At 49.1% G+C, this 24,407-nt stretch carries 20 protein-coding genes; 10 read left to right on the forward strand and 10 right to left on the reverse strand.

What is annotated here, in order from left to right; all coding sequences use genetic code 11:
* Positions 1-28: 28 nt before the first annotated feature.
* Both pflB and LGV68_RS05665 read left to right on the forward strand, forming a co-directional pair.
* Positions 29-2,305 carry a formate C-acetyltransferase gene (gene pflB / locus LGV68_RS05660; protein ID WP_020327772.1) on the forward strand — a complete coding sequence of 759 codons (2,277 nt, stop codon included), beginning with the start codon at positions 29-31 and terminating at the stop codon, positions 2,303-2,305.
* Between the two features lie 204 nt (positions 2,306-2,509).
* Entirely contained in the window at positions 2,510-3,496 is a 987-nt protein-coding gene (locus LGV68_RS05665) for a lipid A-modifier LpxR family protein (protein ID WP_252536374.1), read from the forward strand.
* Positions 3,497-3,506: 10 nt separating this feature from the next.
* Here LGV68_RS05665 and LGV68_RS05670 read toward each other — a convergent pair whose 3' ends face one another.
* Positions 3,507-5,387 (reverse strand): methyl-accepting chemotaxis protein, encoded by a 1,881-nt coding sequence (locus tag LGV68_RS05670; protein ID WP_020327774.1) that lies wholly within the window; start codon positions 5,385-5,387, stop codon positions 3,507-3,509.
* A 226-nt stretch (positions 5,388-5,613) separates the two neighbouring features.
* Here LGV68_RS05670 and pflA point away from each other — a divergent pair, with 226 nt between their 5' ends.
* The 3 genes from pflA (at position 5,614) to LGV68_RS05685 (ending at position 7,789) form a co-directional block, all read left to right on the forward strand.
* The gene (gene pflA / locus LGV68_RS05675) at positions 5,614-6,354 is read left to right on the forward strand and encodes a pyruvate formate lyase 1-activating protein (protein ID WP_020327775.1); all 741 of its coding nucleotides are present in this window, start codon (positions 5,614-5,616) and stop codon (positions 6,352-6,354) included.
* Positions 6,355-6,420: 66 nt separating this feature from the next.
* A complete protein-coding gene (locus LGV68_RS05680; protein WP_020327776.1) occupies positions 6,421-7,083 on the forward strand; it encodes an energy-coupling factor ABC transporter permease in 663 nt (220 codons plus the stop codon).
* A 205-nt stretch (positions 7,084-7,288) separates the two neighbouring features.
* Positions 7,289-7,789 carry a YfbU family protein gene (locus LGV68_RS05685; RefSeq protein ID WP_020327777.1) on the forward strand — a complete coding sequence of 167 codons (501 nt, stop codon included), beginning with the start codon at positions 7,289-7,291 and terminating at the stop codon, positions 7,787-7,789.
* Between the two features lie 63 nt (positions 7,790-7,852).
* On the opposite strand, the gene LGV68_RS05690 is transcribed toward LGV68_RS05685, so the two are convergent.
* Positions 7,853-8,608: a MipA/OmpV family protein gene (locus tag LGV68_RS05690; RefSeq protein WP_020327778.1), complete on the reverse strand. Its 756-nt coding sequence runs from the start codon at positions 8,606-8,608 to the stop codon at positions 7,853-7,855.
* A gap of 336 nt (positions 8,609-8,944) precedes the next feature.
* Between LGV68_RS05690 and LGV68_RS05695 the strand changes: the two genes are divergently transcribed.
* The 3 genes from LGV68_RS05695 to LGV68_RS05705 all read left to right on the forward strand — a co-directional run bounded on the left by LGV68_RS05695 (position 8,945) and on the right by LGV68_RS05705 (position 13,841).
* Positions 8,945-10,879 carry a PrkA family serine protein kinase gene (locus tag LGV68_RS05695; protein ID WP_020327779.1) on the forward strand — a complete coding sequence of 645 codons (1,935 nt, stop codon included), beginning with the start codon at positions 8,945-8,947 and terminating at the stop codon, positions 10,877-10,879.
* A 134-nt stretch (positions 10,880-11,013) separates the two neighbouring features.
* The gene (locus LGV68_RS05700; protein WP_020327781.1) at positions 11,014-12,282 is read left to right on the forward strand and encodes a DUF444 family protein; all 1,269 of its coding nucleotides are present in this window, start codon (positions 11,014-11,016) and stop codon (positions 12,280-12,282) included.
* An 11-nt stretch (positions 12,283-12,293) separates the two neighbouring features.
* Positions 12,294-13,841 carry a SpoVR family protein gene (locus LGV68_RS05705; RefSeq protein WP_047456905.1) on the forward strand — a complete coding sequence of 516 codons (1,548 nt, stop codon included), beginning with the start codon at positions 12,294-12,296 and terminating at the stop codon, positions 13,839-13,841.
* 84 nt (positions 13,842-13,925) lie between these two features.
* Here LGV68_RS05705 and kdsB read toward each other — a convergent pair whose 3' ends face one another.
* Genes kdsB through LGV68_RS05730 form a run of 5 tightly spaced genes read right to left on the reverse strand, consistent with a single transcriptional unit; the run spans position 13,926 to position 19,858 of the window.
* The gene (gene kdsB / locus LGV68_RS05710; RefSeq protein ID WP_154184588.1) at positions 13,926-14,669 is read right to left on the reverse strand and encodes a 3-deoxy-manno-octulosonate cytidylyltransferase; all 744 of its coding nucleotides are present in this window, start codon (positions 14,667-14,669) and stop codon (positions 13,926-13,928) included.
* On the reverse strand, positions 14,669-14,848 hold the full coding sequence (locus LGV68_RS05715; RefSeq protein ID WP_020327784.1) for a Trm112 family protein: 180 nt from the start codon (positions 14,846-14,848) through the stop codon (positions 14,669-14,671). The genes kdsB and LGV68_RS05715 overlap by 1 nt, the downstream gene beginning before the upstream one ends.
* Entirely contained in the window at positions 14,829-15,836 is a 1,008-nt protein-coding gene (gene lpxK, locus LGV68_RS05720; RefSeq protein WP_252536375.1) for a tetraacyldisaccharide 4'-kinase, read from the reverse strand. The genes LGV68_RS05715 and lpxK overlap by 20 nt, the downstream gene beginning before the upstream one ends.
* A gap of 3 nt (positions 15,837-15,839) precedes the next feature.
* A complete protein-coding gene (msbA, locus tag LGV68_RS05725; RefSeq protein WP_020327786.1) occupies positions 15,840-17,588 on the reverse strand; it encodes a lipid A ABC transporter ATP-binding protein/permease MsbA in 1,749 nt (582 codons plus the stop codon).
* Positions 17,589-17,620: 32 nt separating this feature from the next.
* Positions 17,621-19,858 carry a DNA internalization-related competence protein ComEC/Rec2 gene (locus LGV68_RS05730; RefSeq protein WP_252536376.1) on the reverse strand — a complete coding sequence of 746 codons (2,238 nt, stop codon included), beginning with the start codon at positions 19,856-19,858 and terminating at the stop codon, positions 17,621-17,623.
* 8 nt (positions 19,859-19,866) lie between these two features.
* Here LGV68_RS05730 and LGV68_RS05735 point away from each other — a divergent pair, with 8 nt between their 5' ends.
* Positions 19,867-20,397, forward strand: a complete 531-nt coding sequence (locus LGV68_RS05735) for a DUF2062 domain-containing protein (RefSeq protein ID WP_020327788.1) — start codon at positions 19,867-19,869, stop codon at positions 20,395-20,397.
* A gap of 132 nt (positions 20,398-20,529) precedes the next feature.
* Here LGV68_RS05735 and lolE read toward each other — a convergent pair whose 3' ends face one another.
* Genes lolE through lolC form a run of 3 tightly spaced genes read right to left on the reverse strand, consistent with a single transcriptional unit; the run spans position 20,530 to position 23,662 of the window.
* The gene (lolE, locus tag LGV68_RS05740) at positions 20,530-21,774 is read right to left on the reverse strand and encodes a lipoprotein-releasing ABC transporter permease subunit LolE (RefSeq protein ID WP_158124606.1); all 1,245 of its coding nucleotides are present in this window, start codon (positions 21,772-21,774) and stop codon (positions 20,530-20,532) included.
* Entirely contained in the window at positions 21,775-22,461 is a 687-nt protein-coding gene (gene lolD / locus LGV68_RS05745; protein WP_020327790.1) for a lipoprotein-releasing ABC transporter ATP-binding protein LolD, read from the reverse strand.
* Positions 22,454-23,662 carry a lipoprotein-releasing ABC transporter permease subunit LolC gene (gene lolC, locus LGV68_RS05750; RefSeq protein WP_252536377.1) on the reverse strand — a complete coding sequence of 403 codons (1,209 nt, stop codon included), beginning with the start codon at positions 23,660-23,662 and terminating at the stop codon, positions 22,454-22,456. Before lolC ends, lolD begins: the two co-directional genes overlap by 8 nt.
* A 175-nt stretch (positions 23,663-23,837) precedes the next feature.
* On the opposite strand from lolC, the gene LGV68_RS05755 reads away from it, so the two are divergent.
* Complete coding sequence (locus LGV68_RS05755; protein WP_024373531.1) at positions 23,838-24,407, forward strand: hypothetical protein; 570 nt, start codon at positions 23,838-23,840, stop codon at positions 24,405-24,407.

Raw genomic sequence — 24,407 nt, forward strand, 5'->3', positions numbered from 1 at the left:
TTTTTTCTACTAAAAAGGTAGGTATGTCATGGCAGAGCAATTTGCTAAAGCTTGGGAAGGTTTTGCGGCAGGTGAGTGGCAAAACGAAGTAAACGTTCGTGATTTTATTCAAAAGAACTACACACCGTATGAAGGCGACGAATCTTTCCTAGTTTCTGAAGGTACCGAAGCAACGAACAAGCTTTGGGCACAAGTAATGGAAGGCATCAAACAAGAGAACTCTACTCACGCTCCTGTTGATTTCGACACTTCTGTTATCTCTACCATCACTGCTCACGATGCAGGCTACATCAACAAAGACCTGGAAAAAATCGTAGGTCTTCAAACTGAAAAACCTCTGAAACGTGCGATCATCCCTAACGGTGGTATTCGCATGGTTGAAAGTTCTTGCCAAGCTTACGGTCGCGAACTGGATCCTCAAGTTAAGAAAATCTTTACTGAATACCGTAAAACACACAACCAAGGCGTGTTTGACATCTACACTCCAGAAATCATGGCGTGTCGTAAATCAGGCGTACTGACTGGTCTTCCAGACGCATACGGCCGTGGCCGTATCATCGGTGACTACCGTCGTGTGGCTCTTTACGGTATCGACTTCCTGATGGCAGACAAATTCGCTCAGTTCACTTCTCTTCAAGAGAAATTTGAAAACGGCGAAGATCTGCAAATGACCATGCAACTGCGTGAAGAAATCGCAGAACAACACCGTGCGCTTGGCCAAATGAAGAAAATGGCAGCGAAATACGGTTGCGACATCGGTCGCCCAGCTGAAAACGCGCAAGAAGCGATTCAGTGGACTTACTTCGGCTACCTGGCTGCTGTGAAATCTCAAAACGGTGCAGCAATGTCTCTGGGTCGTACTTCGACTTTCCTAGACGTGTACATCGAACGCGACATGAAAGCTGGCAAGATCACCGAAGCAGAAGCTCAGGAAATGATCGACCATTTCGTCATGAAACTGCGTATGGTGCGTTTCCTGCGTACTCCTGAGTATGATGAACTGTTCTCTGGCGACCCAATTTGGGCAACTGAGTCTATCGGTGGTATGGGTCTTGACGGCCGTACTCTAGTTAGTAAATCTAACTTCCGCTTCCTGAACAGCTTGTACACAATGGGCCCTTCTCCAGAGCCAAACATCACTGTGCTTTGGTCTGAAAAACTGCCTGAAGGCTTCAAGAAATTCTGTGCAAAAGTATCTATCGACACGTCTTCTATTCAATACGAAAACGACGATCTGATGCGCCCAGACTTCAACTCTGATGACTACGCAATCGCATGTTGTGTATCACCAATGGTTGTTGGTAAACAAATGCAGTTCTTCGGTGCTCGTGCAAACTTGGCGAAAACTATGCTTTACACCATCAACGGCGGTGTGGATGAGAAATCTAAAGCACAAGTTGGTCCTAAAATGCCAAAAATCACTTCAGACGTTCTGGATTACAATGAAGTGTGGGAAAAAATGGACCACTTCATGGACTGGCTGGCAAAACAATACGTCACTGCATTGAACGCTATCCACTTCATGCATGACAAATACAGCTACGAAGCGTCTCTGATGGCTCTGCATGATCGTGACGTCACTCGTACTATGGCTTGTGGTATCGCTGGTCTGTCTGTAGCGGCTGACTCACTGTCTGCTATCAAGTACGCAAAAGTAAAACCAATCCGTGACGAAGATGGCGTTGCAGTCGATTTCGAAATCGAAGGTGACTACCCTAAATTCGGTAACAACGATTCACGCGTTGATGACATCGCATGCAAACTGGTTGAAGTCTTCATGAACAAGATTCGTGAACTGAAAACTTACCGCAACGCGATTCCAACTCAGTCTATCCTGACTATCACGTCAAACGTGGTATACGGTAAGAAAACAGGTAACACTCCTGACGGTCGTCGTGCTGGCGCTCCATTCGGTCCTGGTGCAAACCCAATGCACGGCCGTGATGAGAAAGGTGCAGTCGCGTCTCTGACTTCAGTAGGTAAACTACCATTTGCTCACGCTAAAGACGGTATCTCTTACACCTTCTCTATCGTGCCAAATGCACTGGGTAAAGACGAAGGTTCACAACGCGCTAACCTTGCTGGTCTGATGGATGGTTACTTCCACCACGAGACTGGTATCGAAGGTGGTCAACACCTGAACGTGAACGTACTGAACCGTGACACTCTGCTAGACGCAGTGAAGAACCCAGAGAAGTACCCACAACTGACTATCCGTGTATCAGGTTACGCAGTTCGCTTTAACTCTCTGACTGCTGAACAGCAGCAAGATGTTATCGCACGTACTTTCACTGAATCTCTATAAGATTGAGTCTGAGTCGATAAAACCAATCCCCGCTCATTGAGCGGGGATTTTCATTTCAGTCCAAACCTATCGCAGACCAATTAAATCACTTGCATATCAACACAATCCCGCCCGCAAATTTATCGCTCAAATATCACTTTTCCTCAATAATTCAGTAAATTGCGTTACTATCTTCGTTCAATGACGGAATGATGTAGCTATCTTATGAAGTTTTTTCGCCTGTTTCCTATTGCCCTGTTTTCAGGCGCTGCGATTGCCTCTTCTCAGGCAACGTTTTCACTCCATTTAGATAACGATGGTGTTTTTGGTGTTGACGAAGAATACACCAACGGGATTTTCCTGACTTACACCTCTCAAGGCATCACTCCATATTGGTGGGCTAAACCGCTCAGTCTTTCAGCCTGGGGCGCAAACAGCTTAGATAAGTGGGAGATCAGCGTCGGCCATAAGATGTGGACACCGTCAGACATCACTCTCGAAACCCCGCAGCCCAACGAACGCCCATACGCCGGTTATTTGCATGCTGAGTTCAATTATCTGAGTTTGCATCCGCAGCAAGCGCAGCGATTCAACTTGACCATTGGCACCACAGGTGAAAACTCAATGGCAGAGAAAGCGCAGATACTGGTACACGGCATTACCAAATCAGACGACCCCAACGGTTGGGACTATCAGGTCGAAAACAAAATCGCCGGCAGCGTCGGCTATCTTGGCCACTTTAACTGGATGCGCACCCGTTCTTTAGGAGGGCTCGAATGGGACATTGCTAATGTGTCAGAAGTGAATGTGGGCAACTTTCGCAGCGATGCATCGACCGGAGTGATGCTCAGATGGGGGCAAGATCTGGCTGGCAACTTTGGCAGTGCACAAATTTCCGCGGAAAAGCCTTTTCTTCCCGGTATGATTGGCGCTTCAACCCACGGCTGGTTCCTGTTTGGTGGTGTGGAAGGGCGTTATCGGTTCAACGACCTTACCATTGAAGGCAATCGTCCGCTGAATGGGTTGGAACATGAAGCGAACTACTATGATGTGACTTTAGAACCTTGGCAGGCCACTGCGGTACTGGGTGCCGCCTGGTATGGATCACTGATTGGCGCGAGTATCGCAACAACGGCCAATACCGCAGAGTACCAAGAAAGCTCTCGCAATATCCACGGTACTGGCTCATTTACACTTTATGCGTTTTTCTGATCGGTCATCGCTAAATGGTGAATCGCTGACAATCGCTATTGAGGCTGGTTGAACGCTGATCCACCACTTGGCTGGTCGAGCGTAACTGCTCATTATTGTCTTCCAATTGTTTCATCGCCACCGAAATCTGAATCATACTGTCTGCCATGGACTGACTGGTGGTCGCTAACTCTTTCATCGACGCAAAAATCACTTCCGTCTGGTGCGCTGCTTGCTCAGCCTTTTCCGTAATGTGAGTCAGCGCTTCCATTGCTTCAAGTCCACGCTCCTGTCCCACTTTCATACTGTGTTCAGATTGCCCGATAAACTGAATCACTTCGGCGCTCTCTTTTTTCATGGTTTCAATCGTTCCCGAAATTTCAGTCACCGCATTCACCGTGCGCACCGCCAAGCTGCGAACTTCATCCGCCACGACGGCAAAGCCGCGTCCCTGCTCACCTGCTCGCGCTGCTTCGATCGCAGCGTTGAGAGCCAGCAAGTTAGTTTGTTCAGCGATGCCATTGATGATTTCCATCACCGAATCGACTTTAGACGATGCCTGTTCTAACTGCTGAATATGACCTGCTGCGGAGTTAAGGATCTTACCCACCTCCTCCAGCGAACCGATCGCGGCGGCAATGACTTTCGAACCGTCTTCCGCAGCTTGAGTGGAAGATTTACTGACATCAGACACAAACTCCAGAGAGTTAGACACTTCTTGAGTCGTCACACTCACCTCTTCAGTCGCAGAAGCCAACAATTGCGTCTGACCAAGAATATCGGATTGGCTGCGTGCCAGGTTATCGATGCCTGAATTGAGCTCAGCTGCGTCACCAGACAAAGCTTGGCTGCGATCCTGAACCGCCTTGACCAGCTCACCTAAGTTTTCGCAGCTCTGGTTAATGGCCACCGCCAACTGGTTAAACTCATCATTGGTGTTGCGTGTAATCGCCAAGCGCTGGGACAAATCACCGGCAGACAAACGTTCAAGAATCGCTTTGGTTTGCGCCAAAGAGCGTGAGAGTGAAAGGCTCAGCATGACAAAGATAGAGATAGTAATCACCGCCAACGCTGCACAAGCCACCAGCACAGACCACAATGTCTTGTTACCAGAACTCTCCGCGGCATTGCGGAATTGCGTGCTCATGGACTCCAATTTTTCAGAAATCGTTTCAATCAATTCGCGAGCCTGAGTTTCGCTGCCGACCAATGCCGCTTCCTGCTCTTTAACCTGCTGGGATAACTCACTCACACGCGCAAAGGTGGTTTTGAACTGTTCGATTTCTTTTTTATACAGCTCCAACATCGCATAGGAATTCGAGGAGCTGACAAATCCCGCCATCGCACGGTTAAAAAGTTTCAGATTTTGTTCGTTCGGTTGAAGTAAGTAATTCTGCTGAGTTTTGATCATCGCCTGAAAATCAGAATTGATGGTCACCATACCGGTTTCTTCAATTTTCTTTTCAATCGTTGTCGCCAATGATTTCAACTCGCCCAGTTTGCCTTCATCAACATTGAAACCCAACTCGGCTTTGATCGCCATCCATGGACGCAGTGCGCCATCGAAAGACTGAATCGCCTGACCAAGCTGGTTGGCTTCATTGTCAAAACCAATGGATTTGAGGAACTGGACGTCTTTGTCCACTTCGATCATCAGTTCTTTTAACTGGGTGGTTGTTTCACCAATTTGCGTGGCATTGAGGTCGTCACGCTCGGCGGCCAGCGTTAATAATTTGGCCTGAGTTGAATGGATTGCGACGGTACCAGAACTGATGTTACTGCTGTTTTGGTACTGGCTGCTCATGCTTTTCAGACTCGAGGCAGTATAGAGTCCTAAAGCGATGAAACCGATGCAAAGAACAACGATAAATACGCTGATTTTTTGTTTCTGAGAAAGATTAAGTACTTCCATGTAATGATTCCTTACCACTGTGCAAGTGACTATCGACATCAAGGAAAACGTGTGTGCTTTGTGTAAATATTCTTATAATTTGCAACATTCTTATAACACAGTTTTGTACAAAATCGATTGTTTTTCTACCAGTTGTAAGTAGCCCACAGATTGAGTAAGGAAAACCTATTTAAACCCTACCTTTTGTAATAAAATAACGAACACACTCAGCAAATGAGAGCAACTTATGTCTACTATTGGTCGTATCCATTCGTTTGAATCTTGCGGCACTGTCGATGGCCCCGGTATTCGATTTATTGTCTTCCTCCAAGGTTGCTTATTCCGTTGTAAGTACTGCCACAATCGCGATACATGGGACACTCATATTGGTAAAGAAGTGTCAGTGGATGAGATCATTGCAGAAGCGAAATCCTACCGCCATTTCATGAACGCGTCAGGCGGCGGCGTGACCTGTTCGGGTGGCGAATCTATGCTGCAACCAGAATTTGTGCGCGATTTTTTCCGCGCAGCGCAAGCGGAAGGGATTCATACCTGTCTTGACACCAACGGCTACATTCGCAAATACACCCCTGTTATTGATGAAGTACTGGAAGCCACTGATCTGGTGATGCTGGATATCAAACAGATGCAGGATGAAATTCATCAGGACCTGATTGGTGTTTCCAACAAACGCACTTTGGATTTTGCCCGTTACCTGCAAAAGTTGGGTAAGAAGACCTGGATTCGTTACGTGGTCGTTCCCGGCTATACCGATGATGATGAATCAGCGCATCTGCTTGGCCAGTTTATTCAGGACATGGACAACGTTGAGAAAATTGAGTTGTTGCCGTATCACAAACTTGGCGCACACAAGTGGGAAGCGATGGGTGAAGAATATCCTCTTGAGGGAGTGAACCCACCAAGCAAAGAAACGATGGACAAAATCGTTTCAATCCTTGAGCAGTATCACTCAAACGTAAAATACTGATTCAATCTGCTGCATGAATCGTAAAAAATACCAGCTGTCGAGCTGGTATTTTTTTGAGGATTTCATGTGCAGTTAGAAGAGTTGGCATCCCTAATCATTGTTTTAATCTTTCTCGCTCTGGCTTTACGCGATGTCAGGAGCACCTTCTGGCCCAAATTTACTCACGAGAAATCTTTCCAACATCTCACCTACTTCGTGATTTTTGCGCTGTTTTTGCTGTGGTCGGCTCAGGCCAGTGTCAAAGAAGGCTTGCAGATTCATTTTCTCGCACTGACAACGTTAACCATGATGTATGGCTGGCGCTGTGCATTTGTGTTAACACTACCTGTCACCGTCGCGCTGGTCGTTGTCGGCAAGCTTGGGCTATATGATGTCCCCGAATATCTGCTACTGTCCGTCCTGCTGCCAATTTTGATCAGTTACGCCATTTTTGCCCTGAGTTATCATTACCTGCCACGGAACATTTTTGTGTTTATTTTTGTTGCAGGTTTCTTTAACGGCGGCATGACGGGGAGTTTACATCTGCTGCTCAACACGCTTTACCAACTCACGTTTGGCTCACACGACTGGCACACCATTTACGATAACTACCTCATCTTCGTCCCTTTGCTGGCCTTTCCTGAAGGGTTACTTAATGGCATGGCTCTGGCCATTTTGTCGGTATTTAAGCCGGAATGGTTGCGCGTTTTCTCTGACAGAGACTATATCTACAACCACTACCATAAGTAATGAGACTGATACGCACCAATCTCACATTGAAAGAGATATCACCGCTCAGATACTTCAGCGCGCGGGACTAAACTTTGATAAGAAAAGTTGCAGATATTTTGTACTTTCTCCATTAAATCCGTGTTGAGATCATGTTTCAGAGTTACCCAATGCTGTTAACCTTAACTCAGAAAAATTACACAGTTTAACTTTAGTGAGGCCAGCTATGGAAATGACAAACGCACAACGTCTGATCCTGTCTAACCAGTACACATTAATGTCTCAGCTTGATCCGGAAAATGCAGCCAAGTACCAACGCCTGCAAACGATCGTTGAGCGAGGTTATGAGCTGCAAATGTGCGAGCTCAACAAAGAATTTGGCTGCATCTCTGAAGCGCAATGCCGTGAAGTCATCGACATCATGGAGATGTACCACGCAATGCAAGAGTCCTTCAACATGCTTGAAGAGCATGAACGTAAAGACGTGGATGCTCGCCGCCTGAACTTCCTAGGCTACGACAACGCTTCAGAATCGCAATTGGTGAATTACGTCCGCTTCCTGACCAACTCTGAAGGTCTGTATCCGCAGTTTGACAAAGGCGACCATCACTTTAATAGCCAAACGCCAATGCAGGAAAAATACCGCCGCATGCTGACTACCTGGCGCAACTGCCCTCGTCAGTACCATTTGTCTGCGAGCGAGTTAAGACAAATTTTCAACGCATAAATCAATGAGAAAAGGCTGGTTAAACCAGCCTTTTTCATGCCTGACCTAGCAACGATCTTACGTTTAGAAGACGTAAGCAATACCCAGCGTTCCCATCGTGCTGGTGTCACGGCCAACGACCGGACTCGCCGACAGATCGCCGTCTAAGTTCGAATAACGAATGCCACCGCTGACGCGAATGCTTCGGGTCACTGACCAGTATGCCGTGGCACCAATAAAGTACTGACCATCCCAATCGGCTTCATACTCCGCCAAACCACTGCGCGCAGACTCTTCGGCCGAGACGCCATACAAGTGATTATTCAGTTTGTCAGAATTGTACGAGTAACCAATCGCCGGAGTAATGCCCCAGTTATCAAACCGCAGGGGTAAACGCCAGGCTATCTCCGCATACATACCGTCATGACGCCCAGCGACATCAGCGCCAACTGAGGCTTCCCACATACCCACGAAGGTGCGCATTTGATAACTCACACCACCCAGCACCGTTGACTTACGTTTATCCAGCAAACGAATTTGTGGATCATCCGAGTCCTCCGGCTTCAGTGTCCGAGGATCATACGCCAAGCGAAACACGATATTGTGGTCTGAACCCATGGGAAACAAGCGATAGCCTGCGGTAAACCCGCGCAGGAACAGATGTTCTCCTTCGTAACCAATCAAGGGGATAACGGTGCGGTCTGATGGAGTGTCTTTGTACACTGCGGGTGAATACGCCGCCGCAACGCCCAGTGACCACTGAGACATTTCCGCGTGCGCAAAGGTAGATACAGCCAGGACAGGTAGTGCCCAGGCTGCCTTAAAAATTGAATAACGCATACTGACCTTGTGAAATCGTTCTAATTAAAATTGGGTTTTGATGATACGACGAGTGCGTTCCACTCACAATCTTTGCTCGGACTTTCACCGTTTTTCGCCATCGATTCTCGACCTATCTTCTGTTAACTCTCTTAATCCTTCGAAAATCTTATTGAACGATCTGTGAACATTCACCGTAAAAATACACGTAAGAAAAGGCGCTAAATCAGTCACGATTTTGAAATAAACACATAATCTCTAAGCAAAATAGACAATTGCGAACTAGGCTTAGATCGTTAGGGATTTGTGTTTTTAAGCGGTTGTATGTCATCACGACATTTTCAGAGGGGAATCACTATGAGTATTTTTGACCACTTTCAGGCACGCTATGAAGCAGCCAAGGACGAAGAGCTTTCCATTCAGGAATTTCTAGCTCTGTGTAAAGAAGACAAAAGTGCTTACGCCAACGCAGCGGAGCGCTTGCTAATCGCTATCGGCGAACCCGAGTTTGTCGATACATCAAAACACCCGCGTCTCAGTCGAATTTTTTCAAACCGTGTGATTTCTCGCTACAAAACGTTCGAAGACTTCTACGGTATGGAAGACGCTATCGAACAAATCGTTTCTTACCTCAAACACGCTGCCCAAGGACTGGAAGAGCGTAAACAGATCTTGTATTTACTCGGCCCGGTGGGCGGCGGTAAATCATCGCTGGCAGAAAAGCTGAAAGCTCTGATGCAGCAAATGCCAATTTATGTGTTGTCAGTCAACGGGCAACGCAGCCCGGTGAACGATCATCCATTCTGTCTGTTTGACGTCAACGAAGACGGCGACCTGCTGAAACAGGAATATGGTATCGAGAAACGTTACCTGCGCTCCATCATGTCTCCTTGGGCGGCAAAACGCCTGCATGAATTCGGTGGTGATATTACTAAGTTCAAAGTCGTCAAAGTGCGCCCTTCCATTCTGGACCAAATCGCGGTTGCCAAAACTGAGCCGGGCGATGAGAACAACCAAGACATTTCATCACTGGTGGGTAAAGTCGACATTCGTAAACTGGAACATTTCTCTCAGGATGACCCGGATGCGTATAGCTACTCAGGTGCGCTATGCCGAGCCAACCAAGGCTTGATGGAATTCGTTGAGATGTTCAAAGCACCAATCAAAGTCCTCCACCCGTTGCTGACCGCAACGCAGGAAGGCAACTATAACGGTACTGAAGGCCTGTCTGCCCTGCCGTTTGATGGCATGATTCTGGCGCACTCGAACGAATCTGAATGGCAAACGTTCCGCAACAACAAAAACAATGAGGCCTTCCTTGACCGTGTATACATCGTCAAAGTGCCTTACTGTCTGCGTGTATCGGAAGAAGTCAAAATTTATCAGAAACTGCTCGACCATAGTGAACTGTCGCAAGCGCCATGCGCGCCAAGTACCTTGGATCTACTGGCCCAGTTCAGCGTGCTTTCCCGTCTGAAAACACCAGAAAACTCGTCCGTGTTCTCCAAAATGCGAGTCTACGATGGTGAAACACTCAAAGATACCGACCCGAAAGCGAAAAGCTATCAGGAGTATCGCGATTACGCCGGAGTGGATGAAGGGATGTCCGGTCTGTCGACCCGTTTCGCGTTCAAGATCCTGTCACGCGTGTTCAACTTCGACCACAGCGAAGTGGCCGCAAACCCGGTTCATCTGTTCTACGTTATTGAGCAACAAGTCGAACGTGAGCAGTTCCCGCAAGAAACCGCCGATCGCTATCTGGAATTCCTCAAAGGCTATCTGGTTCCGCGTTATGTGGAATTTATTGGCAAAGAAATTCAGACCGCTTACCTCGAGTCTTACTCGGAGTACGGCCAGAATATTTTCGACCGTTATGTCACCTACGCTGACTTCTGGATTCAGGATCAGGAATACCGCGACCCTGAAACCGGCCAACTGTTTGACCGTTCAGCCCTGAACAGTGAACTGGAGAAAATTGAGAAAACCGCAGGCATCAGTAACCCGAAAGATTTCCGCAACGAAATCGTCAATTTCGTTTTGCGTGCCCGTGCCAACAACAATGGTCAGAACCCGGTTTGGACCAGCTACGAAAAACTACGCACCGTGATCGAGAAAAAAATGTTCTCGAATACCGAAGAGTTACTTCCTGTTATCTCCTTCAATGCGAAAACCTCTTCTGATGATCAGAAGAAACACGACGACTTTGTCGCCCGTATGATGGAGAAGGGCTACACAGAGAAGCAAGTCCGATTGCTGTCTGAGTGGTATTTACGCGTTCGTAAATCCTCTTAACAGTCAATCAGCCCTGGCATAAGTGGCGGTGGCATTCGGATAGGATGCCACTTCTGCTGGTCTAACACTCAGGGCAGGCCCGAAGTCGTATGAGCGAACAACGCTCACTGGGGGACGTTTACAGGGAGAATCTCATGGCGCAATTTATCGACAGAAGGTTGAACGGCAAGAACAAGAGCGCAGTCAACAGACAGCGTTTCTTACGCCGTTACAAAGAGCAGATCAAGGAATCGGTCGCCGATGCCGTAAATCGTCGTTCCATCACCAACACAGAAACGGGCGAAGATGTTTCCATTCCGCATCGTGACATTAAGGAACCGGTTTTCCATCAAGGCAAAGGCGGCCTGCGTGAGCGCGTGCATCCGGGTAACGACCAGTTCATTCGCGGCGACAAAATCGAACGGCCGAAAGGCGGTCAGGGAGGCGGATCCGGTGAAGGAGAAGCGAGTCCCGACGGCGAAGGTCAGGATGATTTTGTATTTCAGATTTCAAAAGACGAATATCTGGACATTCTGTTTGAAGACCTTGAACTACCCAACCTGAAGAAAAATCAGGTCAATAAAATCCGTGAATGGAAAACGCATCGCTCCGGTTTCCAGACCGCGGGGATTCCAGCCAACATTTCCGTGGTACGCTCGCTACAGCAATCGCTCGCTCGCCGCACGGCCATGACGGCAGGTAAACGACGTCTCATGCATGAGCTCGAAGCAGAACTCGAACGTATCCAGAATTCCGAGCCTGCTCAAATGTTGGAAGAACGTCGTATCAAACAAGAAATTGAAGAGCTGCGCAAAAAAATTGAAAGCGTACCTTTCATCGACACATTCGATTTACGCTTCAAAAACTATGAAAAAAGACCGGTGCCTTCCAGTCAGGCCGTCATGTTTTGTTTGATGGACGTTTCCGGCTCTATGGATCAGGCCACCAAAGACATCGCCAAACGTTTTTATGTCTTGCTATATCTGTTCCTGACCCGAACCTATGAAAACGTTGAAGTGGTTTTCATTCGTCACCATACACAAGCCAAAGAAGTGGATGAACACGAGTTTTTCTATTCTCAGGAAACCGGGGGCACCATTGTCTCCAGTGCGCTCAAGCTGATGCATGAAATCATCGAGGCGCGTTATCCGCTCGGAGAATGGAATATCTACGGCGCGCAAGCTTCCGACGGCGACAACTGGGCCGACGACTCACCTCGTTGTAAAGAGCTACTGACGAACAAACTCCTGCCCTACTGCCAGTACTATGCGTACATCGAAATTACTCGACGCTCGCATCAGACTCTGTGGCATGAATACGAAAAACTGCAGCCTTCATTCGATAATTTTGCAATGAAGAACATTCGTAATGTGGAAGACATTTTCCCTGTGTTCAGGGAGCTGTTCCATAAGGAAACGGCATAGGGGGAGCGCACATGACTACGAAAACCAAAGCAACACCAAAGCGCAAAGCGAAGAACAAGATGCTACCCGACGGGCCAGACTGGACTTTTGATTTGCTTGAGCGTTACCACGTTGAAATCAAACGGGTTGCCGAACATTACAAATTGGATACGTACCAGAATCAGATTGAAGTGATCACCTCTGAACAGATGATGGATGCCTATTCCAGTATCGGTATGCCGATTAATTACAATCACTGGTCGTTTGGTAAAAAATTCATTCAGACTGAGCAGAATTACAAGCACGGCCAGATGGGACTCGCGTACGAAATCGTGATCAACTCGGACCCGTGTATTGCCTATCTGATGGAGGAGAACACCGTCACCATGCAGGCATTGGTGATGGCCCATGCGTGTTACGGACATAACTCGTTTTTTAAGGGCAACTACTTGTTCCAAACCTGGACAGATGCCAGTTCTATTATCGACTACTTGCTGTTTGCCAAAAACTACATCACCCAGTGTGAAGAGAAGTATGGCGTCGCTGAAGTAGAACAGCTACTGGACTCGTGCCATGCCCTGATGAATTATGGGGTTGACCGCTACAAACGGCCGGAGAAAATCTCGATCGCAGAAGAAAAGGCCCGTCAGGAAGAACGTGAAGCCTACCTGCAATCGCAGGTTAACGAACTGTGGCGCACCGTACCGAAGAAGGCCACCGAGACGGAGGGGCAACGTCGTTTCCCGAGTGAGCCTCAGGAAAACATTCTCTACTTTATTGAAAAACATGCCCCACTGCTGGAACCTTGGCAGCGAGAAATCGTGCGTATCGTGCGTAAGGTCAGCCAGTATTTCTACCCGCAGAAACAGACGCAGGTCATGAATGAAGGCTGGGCTACCTTCTGGCACTACACTATTCTCAACCATCTTTACGATGAAGGGCTGGTGTCAGACAAATTCATTCTGGAATTCCTGCATAGTCATACCAGCGTTGTGGCTCAGCCCCCCTATAACAGCCAGTATTACAACGGTATTAACCCTTATGCGCTGGGTTTTGCGATGTTCCGCGACATCAAACGAATTTGTGAAGAACCGACTGATGAAGACCGGGAATGGTTCCCGGAACTGGCGGGATCCGACTGGTTGGAAGCGGTACATTTTGCCATGCATAACTTCAAAGACGAAAGCTTCATCAGCCAATACCTGTCACCGAAAATCATTCGTGACTTTAAACTGTTCGCCATCTCCGATGATGACCACAAAAACTTCATCGAAGTCAGTGCGATCCACGACGACCTGGGCTATCGCCAGATACGGGAGAAACTGGCCGCTCAGTACAACCTCAGCAACTTAGAACCAAACATTCAGGTCTACAGCGTTGACGTGCGTGGTGATCGTTCCATTACGCTACAGTACGTCCCACACGATCGTATTCCTTTAGATCCAAGCTATGAGGAGGTGCTGAAACACATGCACCGCCTGTGGGGTTTTGAAGTCAAACTAGAGGAGGTCAAGGAAACAGGAAGAAGAGAGATCCTCGCAACCTGCCCGAAGAGGAATGACTTCGAGAGTCATAATTAAACGGGCAAAACACAACATCTAACATTCTATTTGTAATAAAAAGCCCCGGGATTAACGGGGCTTTTCTTTATCTGTTGGTCACCATTAACCGACAATGCGGCGTACAGCGTCCAGATCTTCTGGCGTATCTACACCAGCAGGTGGCGCTTCCAATGCAACCGCAACATGGATTTTCTCACCATACCAAAGCACACGAAGCTGCTCGAGGCACTCAATTTTTTCCAACTGACTGGCAGGCCATTGAATATAAGTATTGATGAATCCTGCGCGATACGCGTAGATACCAATATGACGCATCAGAGGCTGAACGACGGTTTTGTCTTTGGCAAAGTTATCACGATCCCAAGGAATCGTTGCACGGCTGAAATAGAGCGCGTAGCCATCTTTGTCAGTGACCACTTTCACCGCATTCGGGTTAAACACTTCGTCTTCATGGCTGATTTCAACCGCCAGTGTCGCCATTGGTGCTTGGCTGGCAGCAAGATTATCGGCCACCTGACGAATGATACTCGGCGGGATTAACGGCTCGTCTCCCTGAACATTGACGATGATGTGGTTATCTTCGATACCCATCAATTTAACCACTTCAGCCAGACGTTCAGTGCCTGATTGATGGTCCGGTGACGTCATGCAGACTGTGCCACCAAACGCCAGCACCGCTTGTTCAACTCGCGCATCATCCGTCGCGATAATGACACGCTCAGCACCCGCTTGCATGGCTTGTTCATACACCCATTGCACCATAGGTTTGCCTGCGATATCCGCCAGCGGCTTACCCGGCAAGCGAGTTGACTGATAGCGCGCAGGAATGACGACCGTAAATGACATTAGCGTCCCTCATCCATCGACATAGTGCGAGCTTCGCTTTCCAGCAGCACTGGAATGCCCTCTTTGATCGGATAAGCAAGACGATCCAACTTACAAATCAGCTCTTGGTTATCTTTATCGTAAGTCAGTTTGCCTTTACATACCGGGCAAGCCACGATCTCAAGCAGACGGTGATCCATACTGTTCCATTACCTCTTTAATTGTTTCCAGAATGCACTGTTTATCTTCGGCGGCAATCTCCGCTGAAACAGGTAAATACCACCAGTTTTTCTCGGCAAAGCCGGTGCATTTGACGGCATCTTTTTCTGTCATGATGACATGGTCCCCTTGGCTGGCTAACGCGCGCAGCTCAGAGACATCAAATTCTTTATGATCGGCAAAACCGTGAGTAACTACAGGTTTTGCACCTAACTCGTTGAGCGTATTAAAAAAACGAGGTGGATGACCAATGCCAGCCCAAGCGACCAGATTGGTCAGTTCGCTGACCGATATTTTTTCACCTGTCTGCAAATTGATCGCCAAACCGGGCTTTAGGCTCATTGCGATTTCGCCATCCTGAGCCACTCCACCATTGGTAATGATGAAGTCGACCTCTTTGAGCCTGGCAATCGGTTCACGCAGCGGGCCTAATGGAATCATCTGTTCGTTACCAAAACGCCGGGTGCCATCGATCACCACGAACTCAATATCCCGTTCTAGAGCGTAATGTTGCAACCCATCATCGGTGACAACGATATCAATTTGTTGATTTAGCAAAGCCTTGACTGCATTAGCACGAACCGGATCCACCGCGACCGGCACACCCGTGCGTTGATGGATAAGTTTCGGTTCGTCGCCACAATGAGCAGCTGGAGTTTGTCCATCGACTAACAGTGGGTAGCGTGGCGCTTTGGCACCATAACCACGAGAAACAACGCCAGGCTTGTAACCTAGTGATTGCAGCGTTTCCACCAGCCACACCACCACAGGTGTTTTACCATTTCCACCCGCGGTGATATTGCCAACCACAATGACTGGTACCGGAGCCTTGTAGCTGTGTTTTTTTCCGTTTTGGTAGCTTTCTCGGCGCGAGCGACTCACAGCCGAGAAGATCAAGCTCAGTGGCCACAAAATCGGCCACAGCAGGTAAAACATGGGATGGCGGTGAAACCAGATTTTCTCAGTCACGTGTTATTCACCGAACTGAATACGGTGTAGCTGAGCGTATGCGCCATCTTTAGCCAGCAGCTCAGCATGTTTACCGCGCTCAATAATTTCACCTTCATCGACCACCAGAATCTCATCAGCCTGTTCGATCGTCGACAAACGGTGCGCAATAACCAGAACCGTTTTGTTCTTTTGCAGCTCATCCAGCGCAGCCTGAATTGCGCGTTCAGATTCCGTATCCAGCGCCGAGGTCGCTTCATCCAAGATCAGTACAGGGGCATCACGCAATAACGCACGCGCAATCGCGATACGTTGGCGTTGACCACCGGACAAGCTGGCGCCGTTTTCGCCAATCATGGTATCCAGACCATCTTCCATGTTCTGGATGAAATCCATCGCATGCGCGAGACGCGCCGCTTCTTCAATCTGCTCACGGGTAAAGTCGCCTTCTGCCGCATAAGCAATGTTGTTGGCGATGGTGTCGTTGAACAGATGCACGTTTTGCGATACCAGAGCGAAGTGCTGGCGCAGGTTCGTCAGTTTGTAATCGCGGATATCGTGATCATCCAGTGTGATAGACCCCGAATCAACGTCATAAAAACGCGTAAACAGATTCGCGATGGTCGATTTACCGGATCCAGAGCGGCCAACCAAAGCCACCGTTTTCCCTTGCGGGATGGTAAAACTCACATGCGACAGGGCTGGTTTTTCTTTGCCTTGGTAGGTGAACGTTACATCTTTAACAGCGATCTCACCACGTACTTTGTCCGTTTCAAACTTGCCGTTGTCGGTTTCGGTTTCCAGCGCCATCAGTTGGAACAGAGTCTGACTCGCTGCCATACCGCGCTGGAAGTCTGATGTCACGTTGGTCAGCGCCTTCAAAGGACGCATCAGGCCAAACATCGCAGAGAAAATTACCGTGAACGTACCTGGGGTCAGTTGATCGCGCACAGAATCAAAGCTTGCCAGATATAAAACGGCAACCAAGGCCATTGAGGCAATCATCTGAATCACAGGGTTCGCAATGGATTGAGCGGACACCAGTTTCATCGTTTGTTGGCGCATTTTGTTGCTGACGGTTTCAAAACGCTTGGTTTCTACGTCCTGACCACCGTAGCTCAGTACCACTTTATGGCCTTTCAGCATCTGCTCCGCCGACGCGGTCACATGCCCCATAGTGGTTTGCATGTTTTTCGAAATCTTGCGAAAACGCTTTGAGACGACGCGAATGCCCAAAGCAACAATCGGCGCGACAACCAGCAGGACCAGCGATAACTGCCAGCTGTTCCAGAACATCAGCACCAGCAAACCGACGATGCTTGCCCCTTCACGGACAATACTGACCAATGCTTTGCTGGTAGCACCGGCAACCTGCTCGGTATCGTAAGTAATACGTGAGAGCAAACCACCTGTCGATTCACGGTCAAAGAAACTGACGGGCATATGCATGAACTGGTTGAAAATACGGCGGCGCATCAGCATCACCACGTTCCCGGAAACCCAGCTTAAGCAGTAAGAAGAGACGAATCCGCTGAGGCCCCGAAGAAACATCAGGCCAAGAATGATAAACGGCAGCGTTTTAAGGAAGTTAGATTCCGCTTGACCAAACCCTTCATCCAATAAAGGTTTAAGTAGCGAGATCATATAGGTATCAGAAACGGCGTTGATAACCAGAGCGATAACGGCGACCACTAACCCAGATTTGTAAAGGCGGATATAAGTCCATAAACGCTTAAACGTTTTCCAGGTGGTTTCGTCAGAATTCAGTGACATAGATATGCTTTATTTTTATGACAATATTGCGCTCATTCTACCCCTTTACGTAGCATCTGCCTATACCATGAAGGATTTCCTATTTGGCGCAGAGTCGATAGCTGCCGGGATTGAGCTTGATAAGTCAGAGTGATTTGCCCCGCCTCGCCAGTATCAAGCCAGTCGGACCCCGCATCCACATAACGCGCCACCACACTGCGATGCGGCAACTGCCATTGATTCCCTTTCGCCAGAGACGCAATGGCCACTTGCGGGGAAACCCGCTCGATAAACTGACGCGTTGAGGACGTTTTACTGCCGTGATGAGGCACAATGATGACATCGCTCTTAATATCCATGGGTTGCCGACTGAGTAACCACTCACCGACTGCCGTAACATCGCCAGCCAGAAGTAGTGAATGACCGTATTCAGGATCGCTTAATCGAATCACGCACGACTGCAGATTATAAGCACGATTGACGGTTTGCGGCGGCCACAGTGCCGTCATCGTCAGTCCTTGCCATTCCCACTGTTCTCCCGCGTGGCAAGCCTGCCAATTTGGACCAGACTGACTCGCCACAACCCATTTCGGGGACAATAAGGTTTCGGCATCTTTTAAACCACCAGCGTGGTCATTGTCTGTATGGCTGAGAATTAAACCATCCAGAGAGTCCATACCGCGCTGATTGAGTATTGGAACAATCAAAGAGCGAACGTAACTACCTTCAGGCCAGCCACTGCCGGTGTCGTACAACAGGGCGTTGTTATTCCGTTCAATCAACACTGCCAGACCGTGCCCGACATCAAGGATGTCAACTCGCCAACGCTCATCGTGTGGGGTAAAAAAGCCAAAGCCAAGTAATGCAATTCCCGCATAGAGTTGAGCTCGCCAGCTTAATACCGGGCGGCAAATCCAAAGGAGAAGGCCAACACTAAATACGACCGTCGCCGTCTGACTTACAGCAATCCAGCTCGATCCCGCCCATTCCAGTGCCCGCTGCAGTGGCCAGAAGCTCAGGTCAATCCCACGCCACAGCCAGGTGATATCTCCGGCAAAGGTAGTGAGAAACAGTGCGAGAAACAGCAGCGGCACGATGACAAAGCTGAAGTAAGGAATAAAAATCAGGTTATAGAGTGCCGACGAAACACTGAACCCGGAGAAAAAATACGCGGAAACTGGAATCATCATAGTGACCAACGAGCACTGCATCGTCAGCCATTTTCGCCAGCCATGACATGTTGTTCGGTCTGCCAATTGATACAAAACCAACGCGACCGCCAAGAATGAGAGCCAGAAACTGTTGGAGAGCGGTGCAAACGGCGTCACGATTAATACCGCAGCAAGGGTGATAAGGATTCGCTGCACCGCCGTCACACGCACGCCACTCATCGTGAGAGCGACGTTGAGACCGCACATCAACAAAGCGCGCTGGGTCGGCAAGGTAAATCCTGCCAGCCATGCATAAATCGCGGCAATACACATCCCGCAAACGAAAGGCATCCACAGCAAACTGACATGCAGCCGCATCATCGCACTTCCAATCAGATAACCAATCGCGAACGCCATGCCAATATGCAAACCGGATATCGCCACCAGATGGATGAGTCCGCTGTTTCTCAGTGCGCTCCATTCAGCTTCATGAATGCCGTTGCGGTCACCAAATGTCAGCGCCAAGATCATGCCTTGAGAAGGGCTATTTTGCGTCCATGTTTTGATTTGGCTGTGCAACATACTGCGAAAATTCGGCGTTGAAACGACCTCAAATTTTGACTGAGGTTTAACGTTCACTCTAGCACCCCAGCCCTGACTGAAGTAGTAAGCTTCTAAGTCAAAACCGGCCTCATTACGGCGGCCATAAACGGGTTTAACCATTACAGAAAACTCAAACTGATCGCCAATTTGCAGATCGACCGGAGCAATTAACCGCACCTTCGGCTGCCAAAAAGTGCGCAATTCTTGTCCATTGATTGATCTGACTACTACAGTCCCTTCATAACCATAACTAATTTGCTTAAAAAAGCTGTCAACTTCACCTTTTATGGTAATATCCTGCCCTGCTTGAAAAATAGTGTTGGATTGAGATCTCACAACGTTGCCGTGTGTTACTATCACTAACAAGGCAAGCGCGATCCCGCCAAAAACTCTGAATCGGCTCACCACGAGCGTGATCATCAGAGCAGCAAGGCAAATGAATGCAAAATCCCACTCTGGCATCCACGGCCAAAGGGGCGCAGACAATACGGTGAGCGAGAACGAAGCGAGCATCCAGTAATTCGAATAGAGAGTCATGTTCCCCTATGCCAAGAAAATTCATTAAGCGGTTCATGCCTGACCATGATGTGATTAAGCGTCAAAAGGCATTAAAAGTTTTTGGCAATGTGCTGTATAACCCGAACTTGTGGTGTCTCAATCGACGCTCTGCTGCGGGCGCTTTCGCCGTTGGTCTGTTTATGGCGTTTGTTCCACTGCCAAGTCAGATGATCATGTCAGCCGGGCTTGCCATTTTATGTGGTGTGAACTTACCTCTTTCTGTGGCTCTGGTCTGGATTACTAACCCCATCACGATGCCAGTCATTTTCTACTTCTGTTACAAACTCGGCGCATGGCTGATGAATGTACCGCCGCAGCCGTTTCATTTTGAGCTGACCTGGGATTTCATCATGCAACAAATGAGTACCATCGGGCCTCCGTTCCTGCTAGGTTGTGGCGTATGTGGTGTGGTGGCTGCGTTTCTTGGCTATTTTGGTATTCGCGGCCTGTGGCGCTATTCCGTGGTTCGCAGCTGGCAAAAACGCCGCGTGACGAAAATGCCCTCCAAGATAATCTGAAGGCGTTAGCGCTGTGCAGCATTTAATTAGCGCTGAGAGCGATGACTAATTCTGGTTTGCAACACTTGCAAACCGAGTATGAAAAAAGGACCCATCGGGTCCTTTTTTGTTGTGCCTGATTCGGCTTAATGGTTACTTGCTACTCAGTACGCTCGCCGGATTGAGCTTGCTGGCGCGCGCTGCGGGATACCAGGTTGCGAGCAGGCTCAGCACGATTGCCGTGCCAGACACCAACAGCACATCACCACTTTCCACCTGTGAAGGCAGGAAATCCACAAAATAGATATCACCGGATAAAAAGTGATGGCCAATCAGCGTTTCCAGCCCTTTCACCAAAGGAGTGAGGTTAAACGCAATCACGACACCAAACACACTGCCGACGATACTGCCCAGCACACCAGAAAACACGCCCTGCCAGACGAAAATTCGCTTCACCAGACCATCCGTCGCGCCCATAGTGCGCAGAATCGCGATCTCGCCAGCGCGGTCCTTAACCGCCATCATCAGCGTGGACACAATGTTAAAACTCGCCACCCCTATCACCAGCACCATCACCAGATACATAATGGTGCGCACCATTTGAATGTCGCGATACAGAAAGCCAAACTTCTGCTGCCAGCTGCGCAGGTAAACATATTCATTCAGCGTGTTACCCACTGAGCGCACGATTTGATTCGCACTCAGCACATCAGCCACCTTGATAGATACGCCGCTCACGCCCTGATCCAAACGCGCATATTGCTGCGCATCGGCTAACGGCAGCAGTGCCATGCTGTGGTCAATTTGGCCGTTCAGGGCCAACAGACCAGAAATCTGCACCCGAATTCGACGAGGAGCCTGTACGCGTGACGAACCGTCGGCAGTTGGGATCATCAACGTGACATAGTCACCGACCTTGGCCCCAAGCTGATCCGCCACACCTTTGCCCAGAATCACCTGCTGTTCACCGGGCACAAACGTTGACCACGCGTTATTGGTCACGAACTGCGACAAACGCGATACCGCCTGTTCCATATCGGGATCCACACCGCGCACTTCAATGGCTTTTAGCTGCGTACCTTTTTCAGCCAGCGCAGTGAATTTGACATACGGCGCAGCAGCCAACACCTGCGGATTTTTGGTTGCTTGTTTCACCATCGACTGCCAGTTCTGAATAGGACCGCGCACACCTTCAAACTCGCCATGTGGGATAACCGACAGAACACGGTTTTGTAACTCGCGTTCAAATCCGTTCATCGCCGACAGACCAATGATGATCACCGCGACACCAACTGCAATACCGATGGTGGATGAGAGCGAAATAAACGACACCATTTTGTTGCGCTGCTTAGCGCGACTAAAACGACCGCCGATGAAAAGAGACAATGAAGCCAGCACCTATGCTTCCCCCACATTCAGCAGCAGACCATCCTGCATGTGCAGTCGGCGATCCATCTTGGCGGCCAATTCACCGTCGTGCGTCACGACTAAAAAGGCGGTGCCCGACTCACGGTTCAATTCACGCATCAAATCGTAAATAGACAGCGCAGTTTTGTGGTCAAGGTTACCTGTCGGCTCATCTGCCAGAACTAAATCGGGTTTATTCACCAGCGCACGGGCAATCGCCACACGCTGACGTTCACCACCGGAAAGCTCAGAAGGTCGATGTTCCAGACGATGCGAGAGTCCAACCCGCTCCAGCAACGCCGCCGCGTCCTGTTTCGCCTGCGCCACTTTTTTACCACCAATCAGCAACGGCATCGCAACGTTCTCTAACGCACTGAAATCGGCGAGCAAGTGATGGAACTGGTAAACAAAGCCCAAATGTTGGTTGCGGATCTTAGCTTGTTTATTTGAACTCAGTGCGCTCAACTGTTGACCCAAAAACTCGACATGGCCCTGAGTCGCATCATCCAGTGCACCCAGAATGTGCAGCAAGGTGCTTTTACCTGAGCCTGATGAACCAATGATCGATGCCAGTTCCCCTTTCTGCAGTTCAAAGCTCACACCTTTAAGCACTTGCGTCTGAAGATCGCCTTCCTGATAAGTTTTGCAAACTTGATGACAACGTAAAAGGTTATTCATAACGTAGAGCCTCAGCGGGTTTAACAGAAGATGCGCGGTAAGACGGGAACAGAGTCGCCAACAGGCTTAGCGCAATAGCCAGAACTACGACAACACAGATTTGCAGCGGATTAATCAGCACAGGCAGTTCACCGCCCATCGGGAACAAGGCCACGCCAAGGGCATCCATAATGGTATTGAGATTATCCGCCAGCAGCACGCCGAGCGCGCCCCCGAAGATGGCGCCAATCACGCCGCTGCTGGCCCCCTGAACCATGAAAATAGCCAGCACTTGGCGATCCGTCATCCCCTGGGTTTTCAAAATCGCCACTTCCGCCTGTTTCTCCATCACCACCATGATCAGTGCAGAAATGATGTTGAACGCCGCAACACCAACAATCAGTCCCAGCATCAGACCCATCATGTTCTTTTCCATCCGCACGGCTTGGAAAAGCTCACCGCGTTGATCGCGCCAGTCGCTCCATTGCCAGCCATCCGGCAGTGGCGACTTCGATAGCTCACCAACCACAAACGGGTCGCTGAAGAACAAACGCCAGCCGGAAACGGTTTTGTCGTCAAAACGCAGTAATTTGCCTGCGTCGTGAATGTGCGTGATCATTAACTGACCATCCACATCCGAACCCGTATTGAAAATACCAGCAACCGTGAAATTACGTTGGCTCGGAATACGGCCAAGCGGGGTAAACTGACTGGCACTGGTCACCATCAGGCGGACCTTATCGCCGACGGACACACTCAAATTCCGCGCCAGCGTGTGGCCGAGAAAGACGCGGTATTCACCTTCGGTGAGCGAAGACAAGCGCCCTGCAATCAGATAGTCGCCAATCGGGTCGTGTTGATTAGGCTCAATGCCGACCATTAATCCGGCAGAAAGCTGCGATGCGCTCTGAATCACCGCTTCGCTGCGAACAATCGGTTCAGGTTCGCGTTGAGTCGAGAGCGCACGAATAAATTGCGGCGCCTGATCGGTCAGCACCGTTTTGTCCTGAGCCTGAGAGACCACCGCTTGTGGCAACACGCCAAGAATGCGATTTTTAAGCTGCGCTTCAAAGCCATTCATGACCGAAAGCACCGTGACCAGCGCCATCACACCGATGGTGATGCCCGCCGTCGACATATAAGAAACGAAACGACTGAACCTGTCACCGGATCGCCCGCGCAGATAGCGTAACCCGATGAAGGTAGAAATCGGATGAAACATAATGAAAACCAATCAAATAGGATGGCGTTACTGTAGCGAGAATCCCGCCAAGGTTGTAGTTTTTCTTTGCTAATTCTCTGTTAGAGGCGCTTCAATTCACACCAATAACAATGACATACCTTGATTACTTGGTCTGTATAGCGATAATCAACACAGAGGTGAGAAGGAACACACTATGACAGATCAAGAATATTTCACGGTGCATCACGCACTGAACATCAACGTTGAGCCGATGCCGGCCGACTTTCTGCTGCCTTCTCCACTGGATTTTGAAGCTGAAATCCCGGCGCCGTTTGTTGTCGCCAGTGAATTCAGCCAGATGGATCAACTCAACGATGCAGCCAGGCTCGAACTGAAAAACAGCGACTTTAAACACGTGATTCAGTTGTTGGAAACACAGAACTCGAAACTGAATCTGCTACTGAGTTTCATGCTGTCACAACAAGACGATCCGACCTTGCGAACCTTCACCGTCAGCTTTGGCGCCAGCCAGTTCACCTACAAAGCGAAAAGTGCTTTGCAATCGGGTCAGCAAGTGCGAGCCAAGCTCTTTCTGGAACATCCCGCGGCCGCTATCTACTGTTACGGCCTGGTTGTTGCCTGTGAAGCAGAAGAAGGCCATTTCATCGTGACGGTACGTTACGAACTGCTGCGCGATACCGATCAGGATCTGCTAATTAAAGCCGCCCTTTATCAACAGCAGAAGCTGCTGCGTCAACGCTCTTTAGACCGAGAAAAATCATAA

Source organism: Vibrio sp. LQ2 (genome assembly GCF_023920125.1).
Lineage (GTDB): Bacteria > Pseudomonadota > Gammaproteobacteria > Enterobacterales > Vibrionaceae > Vibrio > Vibrio fluvialis.

Excerpts from the sequence above, each read along its gene's own strand:
- pflB (WP_020327772.1), top strand. The coding sequence starts at position 29 with ATGGCAGAGCAATTTGCTAAAGCTTGGGAAGGTTTTGCGGCAGGTGAG.
- LGV68_RS05665 (WP_252536374.1), top strand. The coding sequence starts at position 2,510 with ATGAAGTTTTTTCGCCTGTTTCCTATTGCCCTGTTTTCAGGCGCTGCG.
- LGV68_RS05670 (WP_020327774.1), bottom strand. The coding sequence starts at position 5,387 with ATGGAAGTACTTAATCTTTCTCAGAAACAAAAAATCAGCGTATTTATC.
- pflA (WP_020327775.1), top strand. The coding sequence starts at position 5,614 with ATGTCTACTATTGGTCGTATCCATTCGTTTGAATCTTGCGGCACTGTC.
- LGV68_RS05685 (WP_020327777.1), top strand. The coding sequence starts at position 7,289 with ATGGAAATGACAAACGCACAACGTCTGATCCTGTCTAACCAGTACACA.
- LGV68_RS05690 (WP_020327778.1), bottom strand. The coding sequence starts at position 8,608 with ATGCGTTATTCAATTTTTAAGGCAGCCTGGGCACTACCTGTCCTGGCT.
- LGV68_RS05695 (WP_020327779.1), top strand. The coding sequence starts at position 8,945 with ATGAGTATTTTTGACCACTTTCAGGCACGCTATGAAGCAGCCAAGGAC.
- LGV68_RS05700 (WP_020327781.1), top strand. The coding sequence starts at position 11,014 with ATGGCGCAATTTATCGACAGAAGGTTGAACGGCAAGAACAAGAGCGCA.
- LGV68_RS05705 (WP_047456905.1), top strand. The coding sequence starts at position 12,294 with ATGACTACGAAAACCAAAGCAACACCAAAGCGCAAAGCGAAGAACAAG.
- kdsB (WP_154184588.1), bottom strand. The coding sequence starts at position 14,669 with ATGTCATTTACGGTCGTCATTCCTGCGCGCTATCAGTCAACTCGCTTG.
- LGV68_RS05715 (WP_020327784.1), bottom strand. The coding sequence starts at position 14,848 with ATGGATCACCGTCTGCTTGAGATCGTGGCTTGCCCGGTATGTAAAGGC.
- msbA (WP_020327786.1), bottom strand. The coding sequence starts at position 17,588 with ATGTCACTGAATTCTGACGAAACCACCTGGAAAACGTTTAAGCGTTTA.
- LGV68_RS05730 (WP_252536376.1), bottom strand. The coding sequence starts at position 19,858 with ATGACTCTCTATTCGAATTACTGGATGCTCGCTTCGTTCTCGCTCACC.
- LGV68_RS05735 (WP_020327788.1), top strand. The coding sequence starts at position 19,867 with ATGCCAAGAAAATTCATTAAGCGGTTCATGCCTGACCATGATGTGATT.
- lolD (WP_020327790.1), bottom strand. The coding sequence starts at position 22,461 with ATGAATAACCTTTTACGTTGTCATCAAGTTTGCAAAACTTATCAGGAA.
- lolC (WP_252536377.1), bottom strand. The coding sequence starts at position 23,662 with ATGTTTCATCCGATTTCTACCTTCATCGGGTTACGCTATCTGCGCGGG.
- LGV68_RS05755 (WP_024373531.1), top strand. The coding sequence starts at position 23,838 with ATGACAGATCAAGAATATTTCACGGTGCATCACGCACTGAACATCAAC.